The 15,325-nt window shown below is 45.5% G+C and carries 14 protein-coding genes; 6 read left to right on the top strand and 8 right to left on the bottom strand.

The window, feature by feature from the left end; translation table 11 throughout:
• Nucleotides 1-37: 37 nt before the first annotated feature.
• The 5 genes from R7P64_RS08020 to moeA form a co-directional block, all read right to left on the bottom strand.
• Nucleotides 38-868: a sulfurtransferase gene (locus R7P64_RS08020; protein ID WP_042522665.1), complete on the bottom strand. Its 831-nt coding sequence runs from the start codon at nucleotides 866-868 to the stop codon at nucleotides 38-40.
• A 129-nt stretch (nucleotides 869-997) separates the two neighbouring features.
• Nucleotides 998-1,498: a hypothetical protein gene (locus tag R7P64_RS08015; RefSeq protein ID WP_318119108.1), complete on the bottom strand. Its 501-nt coding sequence runs from the start codon at nucleotides 1,496-1,498 to the stop codon at nucleotides 998-1,000.
• Between the two features lie 12 nt (nucleotides 1,499-1,510).
• Complete coding sequence (locus R7P64_RS08010) at nucleotides 1,511-3,616, bottom strand: LruC domain-containing protein (protein WP_318119107.1); 2,106 nt, start codon at nucleotides 3,614-3,616, stop codon at nucleotides 1,511-1,513.
• 175 nt (nucleotides 3,617-3,791) lie between these two features.
• On the bottom strand, nucleotides 3,792-4,541 hold the full coding sequence (gene moeB, locus R7P64_RS08005; protein ID WP_318119106.1) for a molybdopterin-synthase adenylyltransferase MoeB: 750 nt from the start codon (nucleotides 4,539-4,541) through the stop codon (nucleotides 3,792-3,794).
• Between the two features lie 9 nt (nucleotides 4,542-4,550).
• The gene (gene moeA, locus R7P64_RS08000; RefSeq protein WP_033906385.1) at nucleotides 4,551-5,786 is read right to left on the bottom strand and encodes a molybdopterin molybdotransferase MoeA; all 1,236 of its coding nucleotides are present in this window, start codon (nucleotides 5,784-5,786) and stop codon (nucleotides 4,551-4,553) included.
• Nucleotides 5,787-6,073: 287 nt separating this feature from the next.
• On the opposite strand from moeA, the gene folE reads away from it, so the two are divergent.
• Nucleotides 6,074-6,727 carry a GTP cyclohydrolase I FolE gene (gene folE, locus R7P64_RS07995; RefSeq protein ID WP_005373478.1) on the top strand — a complete coding sequence of 218 codons (654 nt, stop codon included), beginning with the start codon at nucleotides 6,074-6,076 and terminating at the stop codon, nucleotides 6,725-6,727.
• A gap of 45 nt (nucleotides 6,728-6,772) precedes the next feature.
• Here folE and R7P64_RS07990 read toward each other — a convergent pair whose 3' ends face one another.
• Complete coding sequence (locus tag R7P64_RS07990) at nucleotides 6,773-7,720, bottom strand: TDT family transporter (protein WP_005373475.1); 948 nt, start codon at nucleotides 7,718-7,720, stop codon at nucleotides 6,773-6,775.
• A 261-nt stretch (nucleotides 7,721-7,981) separates the two neighbouring features.
• Entirely contained in the window at nucleotides 7,982-9,385 is a 1,404-nt protein-coding gene (gene clcA / locus R7P64_RS07985) for a H(+)/Cl(-) exchange transporter ClcA (RefSeq protein ID WP_005373473.1), read from the bottom strand.
• Between the two features lie 455 nt (nucleotides 9,386-9,840).
• Here clcA and R7P64_RS07980 point away from each other — a divergent pair, with 455 nt between their 5' ends.
• Entirely contained in the window at nucleotides 9,841-10,455 is a 615-nt protein-coding gene (locus tag R7P64_RS07980; RefSeq protein WP_246542898.1) for a hypothetical protein, read from the top strand.
• On the opposite strand, the gene R7P64_RS07975 is transcribed toward R7P64_RS07980, so the two are convergent.
• The gene (locus R7P64_RS07975; RefSeq protein ID WP_005387686.1) at nucleotides 10,436-10,849 is read right to left on the bottom strand and encodes a helix-turn-helix domain-containing protein; all 414 of its coding nucleotides are present in this window, start codon (nucleotides 10,847-10,849) and stop codon (nucleotides 10,436-10,438) included. The two genes, R7P64_RS07980 and R7P64_RS07975, sit on opposite strands and share 20 nt — an antisense overlap.
• A gap of 95 nt (nucleotides 10,850-10,944) precedes the next feature.
• Here R7P64_RS07975 and R7P64_RS07970 point away from each other — a divergent pair, with 95 nt between their 5' ends.
• The 4 genes from R7P64_RS07970 to R7P64_RS07955 all read left to right on the top strand — a co-directional run bounded on the left by R7P64_RS07970 (nucleotide 10,945) and on the right by R7P64_RS07955 (nucleotide 15,290).
• Nucleotides 10,945-11,853 carry an aldo/keto reductase family oxidoreductase gene (locus R7P64_RS07970; RefSeq protein WP_213886149.1) on the top strand — a complete coding sequence of 303 codons (909 nt, stop codon included), beginning with the start codon at nucleotides 10,945-10,947 and terminating at the stop codon, nucleotides 11,851-11,853.
• A gap of 367 nt (nucleotides 11,854-12,220) precedes the next feature.
• A complete protein-coding gene (locus R7P64_RS07965) occupies nucleotides 12,221-13,225 on the top strand; it encodes a response regulator (protein ID WP_213886148.1) in 1,005 nt (334 codons plus the stop codon).
• A complete protein-coding gene (locus R7P64_RS07960; protein WP_005373463.1) occupies nucleotides 13,225-13,662 on the top strand; it encodes a PAS domain-containing protein in 438 nt (145 codons plus the stop codon). The genes R7P64_RS07965 and R7P64_RS07960 overlap by 1 nt, the downstream gene beginning before the upstream one ends.
• An 86-nt stretch (nucleotides 13,663-13,748) precedes the next feature.
• On the top strand, nucleotides 13,749-15,290 hold the full coding sequence (locus tag R7P64_RS07955; protein WP_318123354.1) for an NAD(P)H-hydrate dehydratase: 1,542 nt from the start codon (nucleotides 13,749-13,751) through the stop codon (nucleotides 15,288-15,290).
• Nucleotides 15,291-15,325: the final 35 nt, after the last annotated feature.

Here is a 15,325-nt window from a genome sequence, read left to right as displayed (position 1 = left end):
GATAAACGTAAGATACTTTGTTAAACAGACACTTGTCTTAACGCTCGATAGGTAGAGAGTGGTCTGCACCCCATTCGGTCCAAGAACCGTCGTACACCGACAGATTGTCCAGACCAATTTGATACGCCGCGAGTAATAAAATGCATGCGGTCACACCGGAGCCGCAACTAAAAATAATTGAAGTGTCACTATCTATCGTTAGTGCGCTAAATATCTGTTGCAACTCTGAATTTGGTTTAATGTGACCGTTGGTTAAGAGTTCTTGAAACGGTAAGCAAACCGAATTTGGAATGTGCCCACTACGTAGACCTTCTCGTGGCTCAGGCACTTCACCAAGGAAGCGTGCTTTGGCTCTGGCATCGATGATATTTGCACTTTTATTGGTGGAATGAGCAAGAACATCTTGTGCACTCAAAAAGGCATTTTGATTGAGCTTACCCGCAAAGTTACCTTTTTCGCTTGGTTGCGATAGGGCACTTTCGACAGGAAATCCGGCTTCAATCCAAGCAGGAAGACCGCCGTTTAAGACTCGAACATTATCATGTCCCATAGCTTTGAACATCCACCAAGCTCTTGGCGCGGCTAAAGTGCCAGAGTTGTCGTAAACCACAATCAAATCTTCGTTGTTCAAACCGAGTTGTTTCGCACTTTGGTTGAAGCCTTCTTCTGTTGGCATCATATGCGGCAGAGAAGAACCGGGTAAGCAAAAGTCATTGTCGTAATCAAAGCGTAAAGTATTTGGAATCCACTTATCTTGAATCTTTTTGCCTTCAGAAGGGATTTGAAACGCAATACTAGCGTCGAGGAGCTTGACGTTAGGTTGGCCGAGAAGGCTATTGAGTTCATCAGTACTAATCAGTGCTTGCATTGTCTTTAGTTTGCTAGGTGGATAATCTTACTGTTTTACAACAAAAAAATCGCATGTTCAAAAGAACGATGCGATTTTTAAGTTAAAGATTGAAGATTTGTTCTGAAAGACAGCTTTCGATTTACCCAGTTACATGGTCCAAGTGTTGTCTCCAGAAGTAATCACTTGCTGAATTGGGTCACTACCGTCATAGAACCAAATTTCAACAAGTAGGCTACCTTGGCTATCAGAAACATTAAAGTCGACATTTGCTGTACCATTGTTGAGTGGAACCGATGCGACTTTGCTTGGGTATTTTGCATCGTAGTTACCTGAACTGTTCTCGACAAACTCTTTGTACACGCTTAGGTGTGCTCGTTGTGAAGAGAAACCACTGATGTCTACATTGAGCGTACCTTCCGTCACTGGGTTGTAGCTAAAGCCATCTGGTACTACTAGATCCTGCATGGTTGCATCTTCCACTGTTACCGTTGTCTCTTCTTCAGTTGTTTCTTCCTGTTGGGTAGTCTCTTCCTCTGCAATGGTGGTTTGGGTTGGTGAAGGTGGTGTACTGTTACCACCTCCGCCGCCACCGCCTCCGCCACAAGCTGTTAGTGCTAATCCCATGATGATTGTGATAAGTGCTTTCATAATGTTATCTCCCTATGGAATGTAGCATTTGTTAGGTGTTGGAGCGGTGTGCCAATCTGTGCTTAGTTCGCCACCAGACTCAGCCCAAGTTTGGAATTGAGGGTATGCATCGACCATGTCTACACGCTCTAGCGGCCAATCCCAATCTTCTACTATCAACAGTGCCCAAGGTAAGTTGTTTGCTGTTTTGAAGTACACACCTTGTGCTGGGTCACTTGCATCGACGCCGACACCGAAGAGGTTTTGGTCATCAAACTGTTCAGTTGGTGCTTGGTCTGCTAAGTGAACTTCCCATTTACGACCTGGCTGGAAGGTAATACCATCGCCATGGTAAGTGCCCGGTGTTGCAAAGATGAACGGGTCGTATGGCATGGCTTGAATGGCTGAACGGTCAGATCCTTCAGTGAAGTACACATTCAAGGTAAAGGTGAGTGAAACGTTATCATCACAGCCAGACTCGGTACGGAAGTAGCTACAGCTGCTCGCCGCGTGTGTGCTTAAGTCTTCACTGATGATGAAAATGGCTTCATCAGAAATGCTTTCCAAGCCATTGGATGCTTGCTCTACACCATTGAAGGATAGCGTCGTTAATCCGTTTTCAATCGAGCTTCTCAATACACCCGGTAGTCGGATTGCGAAGCCATTTTTGTAACTTGCGCCGTAAGCCGCTAGGTCGCCAGTAATCTGAATATTCTCAACATGACCAGCAAGACTGGTTTCAGTGATGCGGAATTTCACGACCACATCGTTCATGTCGTAGTCTGCGGTGTATGGCCAATTATCTTCATAAGCCACGGTGGCGTAATCTTCTGCACTCGGGAAATATTCCACTGAGTAGCCATTACCAGTGATGGTAATTGGGTAATCTTCCACCTCACCAGATGTCGAACCACCATCGTAGTTTAATCCGGTTTGTTGGCTAAAGCGGAATCGACTCCAGCTTGAACCTTCCGTTGCAGCGGTTGAAACGACAAACGGTAGGGGATTATTACCCGCAGACAGTAATTGGTCAGTAAAGACCTGTTCGCCTTCATCATCAAAGTCACCATCGCGGTTCCAGTCAAACCATGCTGATAGGTAGCCAGAAGTAGAAGCTGTCACATTCACAATTGAGCTTAAGCCTGGATCAAGTGCGGATACAAAACCAACACCATCTTCATCGGCTGTGCCCACAGAGTTGTCGTTTGCTTGACCGTCGGCATCACCATCTGGAGCGACGGAACCAAGCCAAGTTACACCGTCCACTTCGTGACGAGGACCGTTTGACGCAAGTGTTGTGTGGTAGCTGTCTGGAGCATCACCGAAATCAATTGGCTCGTCTTCGTTAATCACCGGAGCATTTGCACAACGTGCACCGTCATTTTGGCTTGAGCTTGGACCGTTGGATACAAACTCAACCGCAGGAACGATACCTGCTGCGATATTGGCTGCGTTACCTTCCGAAAGGTCAACGCGATAGATTTTGCCATCTTGGTTACGTGACACATAGTAGTTGCCGTTTACATCGAAGTAGCCAGCACCAAATGTGCCTTTCTCACCTGTGTCACCTATCGCAGTTGCGCTACCATTTGATGGGTTGAACTGATATAGCAAACCAGAGTTGTTGTCGATGCCGTAAAGGGAGCCATCACCTGGATGGAATGCAAAGTCGGTTAGGTTCACAGTCGCTGTTGAGCTGATTTTCACGATGCTCAATGTCGCATTTGGATCAGAATCGAGCGGAGAAAGGTCAATGGAGAAAAGTCCTTTGCCTTTGCGGTACAAGTAGTAGACGTGGTTGTAAACGTCACCTACGTAAAACGTGTGGTCGGTAGGAAGACCCGAAACATTAAGTGTCTCTGCTTGGAAGTCTTGACCAAGACGAACAATCTTTTTGTTTGTGGTGTCGTAGCCGTAGATATAACGGTCAGTGAAGTTAAAGCCTACACCGTTGATGCCCGAAGCCAAACCTGTGTCGTCCTCTAAAAGAGTCGTAGAGCCTGTAACCAAATTGACGCCATAGATTTGAACCGGGGTTGATTGGAATAGGTATGCTTGGCTTGGGCACGTATCAAATGGCGCCGCTTGTGCGTAAGCGCTCGCTATTAGAGACCCAAGTAGTAGTGATGTCCTTTTCATAATTCGCCCTCTCATTGGTTCGTGATATATGCAATGAAAGGAATGTGCCAACTTTTAAGTTGTTGAATTTTATAGAGCTAAGATTTGTAAGAAGAAGGGTTGTAAATCTGATTGTCAAAATGAGAAAAAGCCCAACATCGAGTTGGGCTTTTTGGGAATGATTAGAGGTATAGAACTAACTACAAACCGGACAGGAGGGCATTTTCATCAGATTCATTTCTCGCCAAGACATGCTGAGCGCATCCAAAATCAGAATTTTTCCTTTCTTTGGTTGGCCGTAATCAGCAATCACTTTAATCGCTTCCATCGCTTGCACTGCGCCAACAATACCCACAACAGGCGCCATGACTCCGGCTTCGACACAGCTTAACGCGCCATTGCCAAAAAGGGCACTCAAGCACTGGTAACATGGTTGTGTTGGGTCGTCGTAAGTAAACACACTCACTTGGCCTTCCATACGAATGGCCGCGCCTGAAATTAGCGGTGTTTTGGTCGCAAAACATAGGCGGTTAAGTTGATTGCGCGTATCGACGTTATCTGATGCATCGACAACAATAGTGTGCTGCTTAATCAGGCTCTCTAACGCTGTATCATCAAGACGTTTTGCGATGGTATCTACGATAATGTGCGGGTTAAGCTCGCGTAGCGCATCGGCCGCCGACTCTACCTTCTTACGACCAATATCCGCATCGTGGTGCAGCACTTGGCGCTGAAGGTTAGACAGCTCGACGATATCATCATCAATCAGCGTGATTTTACCGACACCAGCCGTCGCCAAATATTGGCTCGATGCACAGCCTAAACCGCCAGCACCAAGCATCAATACCGATGCTTGTTTGAGTGCTTCTTGTCCTTCAAAGTCAAACTGACGAAGAATGATTTGGCGGTTGTAACGCAACATTTCCTGATCGGAAAGAATATCCACAACGTCTTCCTAGTAAAGGGTTGAGTTGAATAGTTGAATCTGAACCGTTTCGCCCACTTCAACTCGGCCGCGTTCACGTTCCAATACAACAAAACAGTTCGCTAGGCTCATTGAGCGGAATGCGCCAGAGCTTTGGTTACCGGTTGTTTCAACGACAAACTTGCCATCTTCCAATGTATAGATACCACGTTGGTAATCGGTACGACCTGGCGCTTTCTTAAAGGCGGTTTTGGTTGTTGCTGGAATAGATTCGGGTGCTTTCCATTCTGTATGGCCTGCAAGTTTTGCCAGCATTGGTTGAACAAGCACGTACATAGTAAGAACTGCAGAAACCGGGTTACCTGGTAGACCACAGAACCAAGCTGTACTTAGCTTACCAAACGCGAAAGGTTTACCCGGCTTGATTGCTAGCTTCCAGAAACCGATTTCACCAAGTTCTTCAAGAATGTCTTTGGTGTAATCCGCTTCGCCGACGCTAACTCCACCAGATGTAACAACCACATCAGCCAATGTTTGCGCTTGTTCAAAGGTCGCTTTCAGAGTCTCTGGGCAATCTGGAATAATGCCAAGATCAACGGCTTCACAACCGAAGTTTTCAATAAGCGGTTTAATACCGTAACGGTTGCTGTCGTAGATCTGACCTTCGTCTAATGATTCGCCCAGTGGTTTAAGCTCATCGCCAGTAGAGAAGAAAGCAACTTTTGGCTTACGTACTACTGTCACATGGCTCACACCAAGAGACGCAATCATCGGAATATCGCGAGGTGTTAAACGTGCACCTTTTGCCAATACGATGTCGCCTTGCTTGATGTCGTCACCTGTTGGGCGGATGTTGTTTTGCGGCTTCACGTCAGTTTGATTGAACTGAATGCCAGCATCCGTCACTTCTGTGTTTTCTTGCATGATAACGGTATCACAACCCTGTGGGATTTTTGCGCCAGTCATGATGCGAACACAGGTACCTTGAGGCCATTCACCTTCAAAAGGTTGTCCTGCAAATGATTTACCTGCCAGAGGCAATACAGAAGATGACTCAAGATCTTGAATGCGAATAGCGTAGCCATCCATTGCTGAGTTATCGAATGGCGGTACGTGGATAGGAGACAAGATATCTTCTGCCAGTACAAAACCGAGTGCTTCAGCAAGTGGAAGAGAAAGCGTTGTTTGGATAGGTTTGATTCGCGATAACATTTTGTCCATCGCTTCTTCAATTGGCATCAAGCCAGGTGCGTCGCAGCAGCCCATTGAGAAAATCCTGTGTTCTTTTGTTTTGTGGCAACTTTACCATAAAAGGGGACTGAGTAAGAATGTCCACCTATAAAATATGGGTGTAATTATTCAAAAATCCGAGTATCCTTGTCAGCCATCCAAAAGGGGTAAAAAACCTGCGGAGCTCAAGAAAATCAGCTCAGTACCTTCATCTGATGTGACTTGGTGTAAAGACACGAACTGAGCAACTCAAAGCGAAAAGTATGAATGCAATTTTGATTGGGTTTGTACGAAGGCTGAAGTAAAACAAAAGAGGAAGTGGAATGTCAGGTCTTAGCGAGTCAGCGAAGTTAGTAAAAGAAGCGCTAGAGCAACGCGGTTTGGAAACGCCAATGCGTCCAAACAACGTAAGTCGTGAAGAGAAGAAAGAGAAGATCGAACACCACATGCGTGAGATCTTAGGTCTACTTCAACTTGACCTCACTGACGATAGCCTAGAAGAAACCCCTCACCGCATTGCTAAGATGTACGTTGACGAAATCTTCTCTGGTCTGGATTACTCCAACTTTCCTAAAATCACGGTGATTGAGAACAAGATGAACGTGAGCGAGATGGTTCGCGTGAAGGACATCACGGTGACCAGCACTTGTGAACACCACCTTGTGACCATTGATGGCAAGGCTGCAGTGGCTTACATTCCACGTGGCAAGATCATTGGCCTATCAAAGATCAACCGTATCGTTCGCTTCTTTGCCCAGCGTCCACAAGTTCAAGAGCGTATGACTCAGCAGATTCTTGTTGCACTTCAAACGTTGCTTGAGTCCGATGATGTGGCAGTGACGATTGACGCAACACACTACTGTGTGAAATCTCGCGGTGTGATGGATGCAACCAGCGAAACGACGACAACAGCATTGGGCGGTATCTTCAAAAGCAACCCAGCAACGCGTGCCGAATTTCTGCACGGTTTACGCTAGGTAACCAAGTACTATTCTAAGAGGATGGCAAACGCCATCCTTTTTTTATGCTTGTTTAGAAAATGACTTCATGATTTCTGGCCAATACATTTTGACGTAACCTGCCGATACCCAAACAACCAATACAGTCGCGATACTGAGCTCTAGAAAACCAAAGTCGTGTAGCCAGTGCCAGTGAGGGTGCGATTCGGCAAAAAAAGAGGTTAAGCGATGCATTGCGATAGCGCTGATCACGGAAGGAAAGGTTACTGCCGCGATAGAAGGTTGAAACTTCAAGCGAAGTAAGCGGAAGTAACATAAGTAGATCAATAAAGTCATAGTGATGGCGATCCCGGCCAATGCGCCTGTCAGTATCGGATCAGGTAAGGGAAAGTTCACCAAGTATGCTGCTAATGACAAGTTTACCGGCGCGGCCATAATCGCGAGGGTTGGTCTTGCTCGCCTTGGTAGAGAGCCGAAAAACACCAAACGATACAACACGAGTGGCAGCATGAAGAAATAAATGCCGATGCACATCATCGCTAGCGTTTCGGAGAATAAGTTGTGACCTAGTTGAGAACCGGCTAGTGAACTACTGATCAGCCCCACCGGATAAAGAAACCAACTCGGTACGATATTGGACATTTTGAAGTTCATTAGCTGAAAGCTAAAAAACAGCACCATCATAGTAAAATGCAGCAAAAGCGCCATAAACCAAAGTGGATAAGCGATGATAGGCGCTACAGCGGCAAGATAATCTGCAAGGATCAGTAACGCCATACTCATTGGTGCCATTAAACTACCACTCAGCGGGTGACGAATGTCGACCATGAATAATCGTGGATTCGCGGCATATTTTATGAGTACAGGGGCGAGTAAAAGTGCGCCGAGTGACGCCAAAAATGGGCGTATCGGTTCACCAATCTCAGGAACATAGAGTGCCCAAGCTTGCCCTAAACCTATCATACCTAGTGCCAACGCGGCTTGAGACGGCGGGACACTATAAAACTGCACAAGTCTTCTCCAGTTCAAATCTACTCCATTTGATTTTTGCCTGAATGAAACGAAACATGACGATTTGGATGAAATGCTCTATTTAAGTAGCGAATACTAACAAGTATGGAGAGGGGTTTCTCATGAAAGGTGGTGAGCAAATATCAGGGAATGATAATTTTGTGAGTTTGGTATCGAATATTTGGGAAAAGATGTAAAAATGCAGAGTTTATCGCTCCAAACCCTTCGATAGTCTGGAGCGAAGTGATAACAAAGAGAATGTTATGTTGATTGATTCTCCGGTAGATCCTGCTGGCGTAACTTTTCGTTTTTGATTGTGCGATGCAGCAACTGGCTGTAAATAGGTTGTCCACCCAACAATTGAGCAATAATCACAGCGCCCAAACAAGTAATGATCAATGGCAGGATTAAGTAGTAGTTATTCGTCATTTCAATCACTAACAGAATACCTGTAATCGGTGCACGTACCGTCGCAGCAAACAGGGCACCCATGCCCGCAATCGCAAATACACCAGGCTCGATATCAAGCGCAGGGAGCAAGACATCAGCACTTGCTCCGAACGCATAGCCAAATAAGGTTCCCAGAGCAAGCATAGGTGCAAAGATGCCTCCCGGCGCACCAGAACCAAAACAGAGCAGGGTTGTAATTACACGACCAAAGAAAAGCAAAACTAAAATGGATACCGAGTAGTTACCGTTAGTAATGTCAGGAATAAGGCCGATACCACCACCAGTTAGTTGGGGTACGTACAAAAGAAGCAAACCAAACACGCCTCCCAGTAGCGAACCCACAATCAAGTAGCGCTTACGATCGTTTTTGTGAATTGCGACAAAACTGTCTTGTGCCACGGTAATCAGTTTATTGAAGATCACGCCAAACACGCCAAACAATGCGCCAAGCAATAAAAACAGCCATAGGGTTTGAAGCTCTGGCGACTGGTATTGCGGCATAGTGATAACGGCGTCTTGCCCGTTGATGGCGCGAAACACTATGTTCGCCATAATGGCAGAAATGATCACTGCGCGAATTGAGATCAAAGAGTAGCGAAACTGAGGTCGCATTTCCTCCACAACGAACATAATGCCTGCGAGTGGGGCATTAAAGGCCGCAGCCAAACCGCCCGCAGCACCAGAAGCGAGCAGGGAGTGGCGGGTATCGTCATCCTTTACGCGGAATATATCGGTCACCATTCGACCTACAGCACCACCCATTTGAACGGTTGGGCCTTCACGACCAAGCACCATACCAGAGCCAAGTGCGCCCATGCCGCCGAAGAATTTTACTGGTAGCACGCGCCACCAGCGCACTGGACGAATATTATCCATTGCCCCTTCGATTTCAGGAATACCAGAACCTGCCGCTTCTGGCGCAAAGCGGTGCACAAGAAAATAGCCAATAAAAGCTAAAAGTGCGCTAATGAGAACCGCTGCCAGCCACAACGGTAGAACATTACCAATTTCGCTTCTTAACCATTCTGTTCGTGTTTCAGAAACGAAATGAACGGCAAGCTCGAAATACGTACCGACAAAACCAGCCAACGTACCCACAATGGCGGCCATAATGAGAACAGAAAATGGTGTTGACCCTCGAGAGACAAACTGGTTAATCGCATCTTTCGGTACGTGCGCCAACACAGATTTCACAATTCTCTCGCGTTTGGTCATTAACAAGCTCTCCTGTTGCTGGGGGAAGGGACGAAAGAAAGTATACGCTTCGCAGAGTCTAGACCTAATCAATAAAGATGCAATTTAGCTTTTCACTATTGAGTGTTTGAAGTGTCGCGATATTATTCATTCACTCAGATTGTGCTATTGCTCTCATAATTTAGGATAAAAAACTTGTTTTTTGAGAAAAATGAACCATGCTTTAAATGTAAAGCAACATGACTGCTTCAGAAGGAGGGATGTGAGGTTTTACACACAATTTGGATGGATTCAAACCCTACGGTAAGTCCTCGTTTTATGTTCGGGATGCATCAATAGACATCGCCGATTCGCACACTCACGATTGAGTAACGAGGTAGAGGCGCACGCACATGTGCGCCTTCTTAATTTCTGCGTTATAACTTTCATCACCACCTGCCACTATTTTTCTCTTGAACATTTTCTTGCAGTTAGTAATGTCTTGGTTCGATGTCAACCAACTAGAGCAGTGCATGCGCTTTTATCTTCGACTCTTACTTTCTTTATGTTGTTGTTCGGTAACGTTTCCGGCACTTTCAACGCCGAACTGGTGGCAAGACACGTTGTCAGCAATGCCATATTCCAATCTAAAAGAACGTATAGAAAAAAGTGGAAGCTGGTATGGTTGCGAAGTGCAGTTGCGGGACAACTCAACGTTTATCAGCGCATTTTGTTTGGATGATTTTTCGTACTACCAGCAGCACTTGTATGGCGAAGTGATTTTGAGAAGAGAAAGAGCTCAGTTCTCGTTTCTCACTGAATACGAGTGGCAGCGTCTGAATGACTTACTCCTCAACTTAAGAAAGGATGGGTTAGTTTTACGCAGAGTTACTATCGGACAAGAACACTATGATGTCGTTGAAGCTCTGGAAAAGAAATCTTCCGAACTTGTCGATAAAGAAGTTATTTTGTTGATGAACCGCTATCCGCAAGAAGCGATTCGAAGTTTGCTTTGGGTAAAACCGGACGAGTTTCTGACGCCATCACCGTCCTTAAATGTGGACTTGCGCAGTGATGGCGAAATTATCGAGGTCAAAGTGACTCGTTTTTAGATTCTTTATGGAGAGATAGGAAGGTCGCCATTGCTGATTCATCCAAAAAACCATCCGATTTTTTGTGAGCGCGCAGGTATTGATATCCTGCAATTAGCTTGCGGTGTAGCTCTTCTGCATCGTCTGACAACGGCTGATTCATAACGTGTTGAAAGGCAAGTTTGTACGCATCCATATCCACGACTTCAGCACGGCGATATAAATAACCGCATCCCGTTGCTAACCATTCGAGAGAGCAATTGGCGCGCATTGCAATTTGATTTGCTTTAGTTAGGCTAGGTTCACTGCCTTTAAGGTATTTGCGTATTAAAGCTTCAGACACATCGACGCGTCGTGCGAACCCGCTGATGCTTTCTTCTCCGATCAGGGTGGCTAGGCGTTGGGCAAAAGACATATTTCGTACTCCAGTTCGAATTGCGAAAGTTTACCCGTTGAGCCGGTACGAAAACAAGACTACGATGAATGCAGATCAATTGAAGGAGAAAATCCATGGTTGCAAAAGTAGTAACTGCACCAAAAGGCCCAGAGTTCTCAGAGCTGGTTCAAGGATATTGGCGTGCAGTTGAGTGGGGAATGACGGCTCAAGAGCGTTTGTCATTTCTTAAGCAACATATTGAGTTAGGCATTACCACGGTCGATCACGCCGACATATACGGTAATTACGAGTGTGAGAAGTTGTTTGGTGAAGCGCTAGCTTTAGACAAGAGTGTTCGTGAGCAAATTCAGATCGTGACGAAATGCGACATCAATTTGTGTGGCGATAAAACGCCAGAGCGTAAGATCAATCACTACGACACGAGCTCAGCACATATCTACCAATCGGTGAATAACTCGCTAGAACGTTTGAATGTGGATGAAATCGACGTACTTTTAATTCATCGTCCTGACGTGTTAATGGATGCAGACGAGGTTGCAGAAGCATTTTCTGAGCTTCACAAAGTCGGCAAAGTGAAGCACTTTGGCGTGTCTAACTTCACTCCACGCCAGTTTGAACTGCTGCAATCTCGCTTAGGTAAGCCGTTGGTTACTAACCAAGTGGAAATCAACCCACTTAACTTTGAGGTTGCACACGATGGAACGCTTGATCAAATGCAAATGTTGCGCACGCGACCAATGGCTTGGTCTTGCCTCGGTGGTGGTTCAATTTTTAGTGGTGACAGTGAGCAAGCTGTTCGTGTCCGTAACGAATTAGAAGCAATTCGTGAAGAAGTGGGCGCAGCGAGTATTGACCAAGTAATTTATGCCTGGGTACGTCGTTTGCCATCTAACCCTATTCCAATCATTGGCTCTGGTAAAATCGAGCGTGTGCAAACTGCAGTTAATGCATTGAATATCGAACTTACTCGAGAGCAATGGTATCGCGTATGGGTGGCTTCTAAAGGTCATGGTGTGCCATAGAATTGATATCTGATCGATGAAATTATTATTAAAGGCATCCTCTAGCAGGGTGCCTTTTTAGTTTTCGCGCGTTACAGTTTACCCATTATGGAAATGGAAAGAATGAAATTCGAGCAAAAATGGGCTTTGGATGTTAGATGCAACTTTTTGCTTACTTTGGGTGGAGGAGTTTTACCCATGTTTGTTTTATGTCACTAAACAGCGAATGTGATGCTTGCTTTTTAGTCATTTTGTTCACTCATTCATTCATATTGCGTATGCTTATTGAATAATAAAGAAATAAAAAACTCGTCAGTTTTCTCGTATTACATGCTGTAACAATCTGTTAGACTCCGGCGCAGATTGTGGAATATAAAAAGGTGATTGAATGTCTTTTCCCGTACTCATCTGTGATGATTCAGCGTTAGCACGCAAACAGATGGCGAGATCACTACCAGCCACATTGAATGCCGATATTACGTTTGCTATCCACGGAAAAAACGCGCTAGAAGAACTCGAAAAAAACGAGTTTAAATTGATGTTTCTTGATTTGACCATGCCAGAAATGGATGGCTTTGAAACACTAGAGCACATGCAACGGTTGGGGGATAAAACTCCGGTGGTTGTTGTGTCGGGGGATATCCAACCTAAAGCGAAAGAGCGTGTGTTCGCACTGGGTGCAAAAGCGTTTATTCAAAAACCGATCGCCAAAGATGAACTCAAGAAGGCGCTTAAAGAGTTGGTCGAGCCAGAACCTTGCCCTCAAATTATCACGCCTGTCTCTATTGAGTTACCGATTTTACGTCGTCGCGATATTTACATGGAAGTGGCTAACGTTTCAATTGGTCGAGCAGCCGATGCGTTGGCGCGTCACTTTGACGTGTTTGTGCAACTACCTCTGCCGAACGTCAATATCTTTGAAGTGAGCGAACTTCACATGGCGCTACGCGACTTGGCGTCGCATGACAACGTATCGGGCGTTTGTCAGGGATTTTGTGGCGAAGGTATTGCTGGCGAAGCGCTAGTGATTTTGAGTGATTCGAGCGTATCTGATCTCAAAAAGTTGATGAAAGTACCAGCAGACAGCGAAGAGCTAGAAGAGCTTGAGCTGCTAATGGATATTTCTAATATTTTGGTGGGGTCGTTCTTAAATGGTTTAGGCGAGCAGTCTGAAGTCCGATTCTTCCAAAGTCCACCAGTACTCCTTGGTCAGCATATCTCAATTGACTCGATCATTGAATCTACAACTGGAGCATTCAGCCGCACGATGACATTCGAAGTGAGCTACAACATTGAAGGAACGTCGATTCGTTGTGACTTGTTGTTTATGTTTGTGGATGAATCCTTGCCGTTGCTTGATAACAAACTGTCTTATCTAATGGAGGAGTTCTAATGTTGAATATGCCAGCAGAGTTTGAACAATTCCATTGGATGGTGGATATGGTACAAAACGTCGATATGGGCTTAGTGGTCATTGATCGAGATTACAATGTACAGGTCTGGAATGGGTTTATGACTCATCACAGTGGTTTGCAGTCTCATGATGCGATTGGTCGTTCTATATTTGATATCTTCCCTGAAATCCCACAGGAGTGGTTTAAATTAAAAACAAAACCAGTGTATGACCTAGGCTGCCGCAGCTTCATCACATGGCGACAACGACCTTACTTATTCTGCTGTCGCAATGTTCGACCAGTCACGCAGCAAGCGGAGTTTATGTACCAGAATGTTACGTTGAACCCAATGCGCACACCGACTGGAAAAATCAACTCGTTGTTTTTGTCTATACAAGACGCGACGGCTGAAGCTCTGATGTCTCAGAATCAATAGCGATAAAAAACTTTCTCAAAAGCCAAGGTCCGCCTTGGCTTTTTTGTATACTTATAACTGTGTTTCCCAATGCGTAGAACGTGAACATGGACTTTAATCTCGCCCTAAAACTCTACACCGCAGAGCAAGTAAAAAACGGTGAAACACTGGCTGCGCAAATGGCTGGTGTTTCTATGTATAGCTTAATGCAACGCGCTGGTATGGCCGTGTATGAGCGCTTTTTACATTTGTATCCTAAATCAAAAAATATCCTAGTGATTTGCGGTAAAGGGAATAACGGTGGCGATGGTTACGTATTTGCATCTCTTGCGAAACAAGCTCAACTCAATGTACATGTTTTCCAAATTGGTGATGTATCTGTGCTAAAAGGTGATGCTTTGCGCGCATGCCAAGATTGGCAGTCAATCGACGGTGTTAACAATGATTGGGATGAATGGAATACCGCATTGCTAGAAGCAGATGTGATCATTGATGCCATGTTAGGCACTGGTTTAAGCGGTGAGGTTCGTTCGGAGTATCGTCGCTATATTGACCAAATTAATCAAATTCATACCCCTGTGATTGCAGTCGACGTTCCTTCTGGGCTTTGTGCAAATACAGGTGCAGTTTTAGGTGATGCTATTCGTGCCGAGCATACTGTAACCTTCATTGGGGTTAAGCAAGGCTTATGCACTGGACAAGCGAGAGATCGAGTCGGTGAGCTCTACTTTTGCGGTTTAGGCGTCAATACCGAGTTTGATACTATCGAAGTAGAAAGTGCATTAGGTATTGATCATCAGGTTGTTTCAAGATTAATGCCTAAGCCAAATCCAACGGTCCATAAAGGTGACAACGGGAAGTTGCTTTGTGTTGGTGGCAACCAAGGGATGTCTGGGGCGATTCGTTTATGTTCCTCCGCAGCGATTAGAGCCGGAGCGGGTTTAACTGCCGCAATTACTCACACGAGTAGCCTTATTCCATTGCAGGTTGGTTGCCCAGAAGTAATGAGCCAGAGCATCACCGCTGACTTGCTCAGGGATACTGAGAACGACTTAACTAAACGCATTCGCTGGGCTGACGTATTAGTGTTTGGTCCTGGCTTTGGAGATGATGAGTGGGCTTATCAAGCCTATCAATATCTGGCTCAAGAGCAGAAACCTAAAGTTGTTGATGCTGATGGCCTCAATATTCTAGCGATGCTGAGCCAGCGATGCGATGGCACTCTGGTGTGCGACAACCATCGAGTGATCACGCCGCATCCTGGAGAGGCAGCTCGACTACTAAATGTAACCATTCAACAAGTAGAAAGTGACCGATACTCTGCTGCAAGACAACTGCAAGAGCGTTATGGCGGTGTAGTGGTTTTAAAAGGCGCGGGGACGCTTATTTACGATGGAACGAGAATGTACGTCTGTCTAGCGGGTAACGCCGGAATGGCGACGGGGGGAATGGGAGATGTGTTATCTGGAGTCATTGGTGCATTACTAGCCAAAGGTTTACCAATTTCTGTTGCCGCACGTTTAGGTGTGGTACTTCACAGTCATGCTGCTGATATAAACGTGAGTCAGAATGGTCAAATTGGTCTTTTGGCAAGTGATGTCGTTAGCACTCTTCGTACCGCTATCACCCAAGAGCTCTATCGAAATTAATTAGATTTCATGCATTGCTGAGAAAATTGGTCGAT

The organism is Vibrio sp. 2304, from assembly GCF_033339475.1.
Lineage (GTDB): Bacteria > Pseudomonadota > Gammaproteobacteria > Enterobacterales > Vibrionaceae > Vibrio > Vibrio alginolyticus.
This window is presented reverse-complemented; position numbering and strand designations above follow the sequence as displayed.

Coding starts and splice junctions, on each gene's coding strand:
- R7P64_RS08020 (WP_042522665.1), bottom strand. CDS start 868: ATGCAAGCACTGATTAGTACTGATGAACTCAATAGCCTTCTCGGCCAA.
- R7P64_RS08015 (WP_318119108.1), bottom strand. CDS start 1,498: ATGAAAGCACTTATCACAATCATCATGGGATTAGCACTAACAGCTTGT.
- R7P64_RS08010 (WP_318119107.1), bottom strand. CDS start 3,616: ATGAAAAGGACATCACTACTACTTGGGTCTCTAATAGCGAGCGCTTAC.
- moeA (WP_033906385.1), bottom strand. CDS start 5,786: ATGGGCTGCTGCGACGCACCTGGCTTGATGCCAATTGAAGAAGCGATG.
- folE (WP_005373478.1), top strand. CDS start 6,074: ATGTCAGGTCTTAGCGAGTCAGCGAAGTTAGTAAAAGAAGCGCTAGAG.
- clcA (WP_005373473.1), bottom strand. CDS start 9,385: ATGACCAAACGCGAGAGAATTGTGAAATCTGTGTTGGCGCACGTACCG.
- R7P64_RS07980 (WP_246542898.1), top strand. CDS start 9,841: ATGTCTTGGTTCGATGTCAACCAACTAGAGCAGTGCATGCGCTTTTAT.
- R7P64_RS07975 (WP_005387686.1), bottom strand. CDS start 10,849: ATGTCTTTTGCCCAACGCCTAGCCACCCTGATCGGAGAAGAAAGCATC.
- R7P64_RS07970 (WP_213886149.1), top strand. CDS start 10,945: ATGGTTGCAAAAGTAGTAACTGCACCAAAAGGCCCAGAGTTCTCAGAG.
- R7P64_RS07965 (WP_213886148.1), top strand. CDS start 12,221: ATGTCTTTTCCCGTACTCATCTGTGATGATTCAGCGTTAGCACGCAAA.
- R7P64_RS07960 (WP_005373463.1), top strand. CDS start 13,225: ATGTTGAATATGCCAGCAGAGTTTGAACAATTCCATTGGATGGTGGAT.
- R7P64_RS07955 (WP_318123354.1), top strand. CDS start 13,749: ATGGACTTTAATCTCGCCCTAAAACTCTACACCGCAGAGCAAGTAAAA.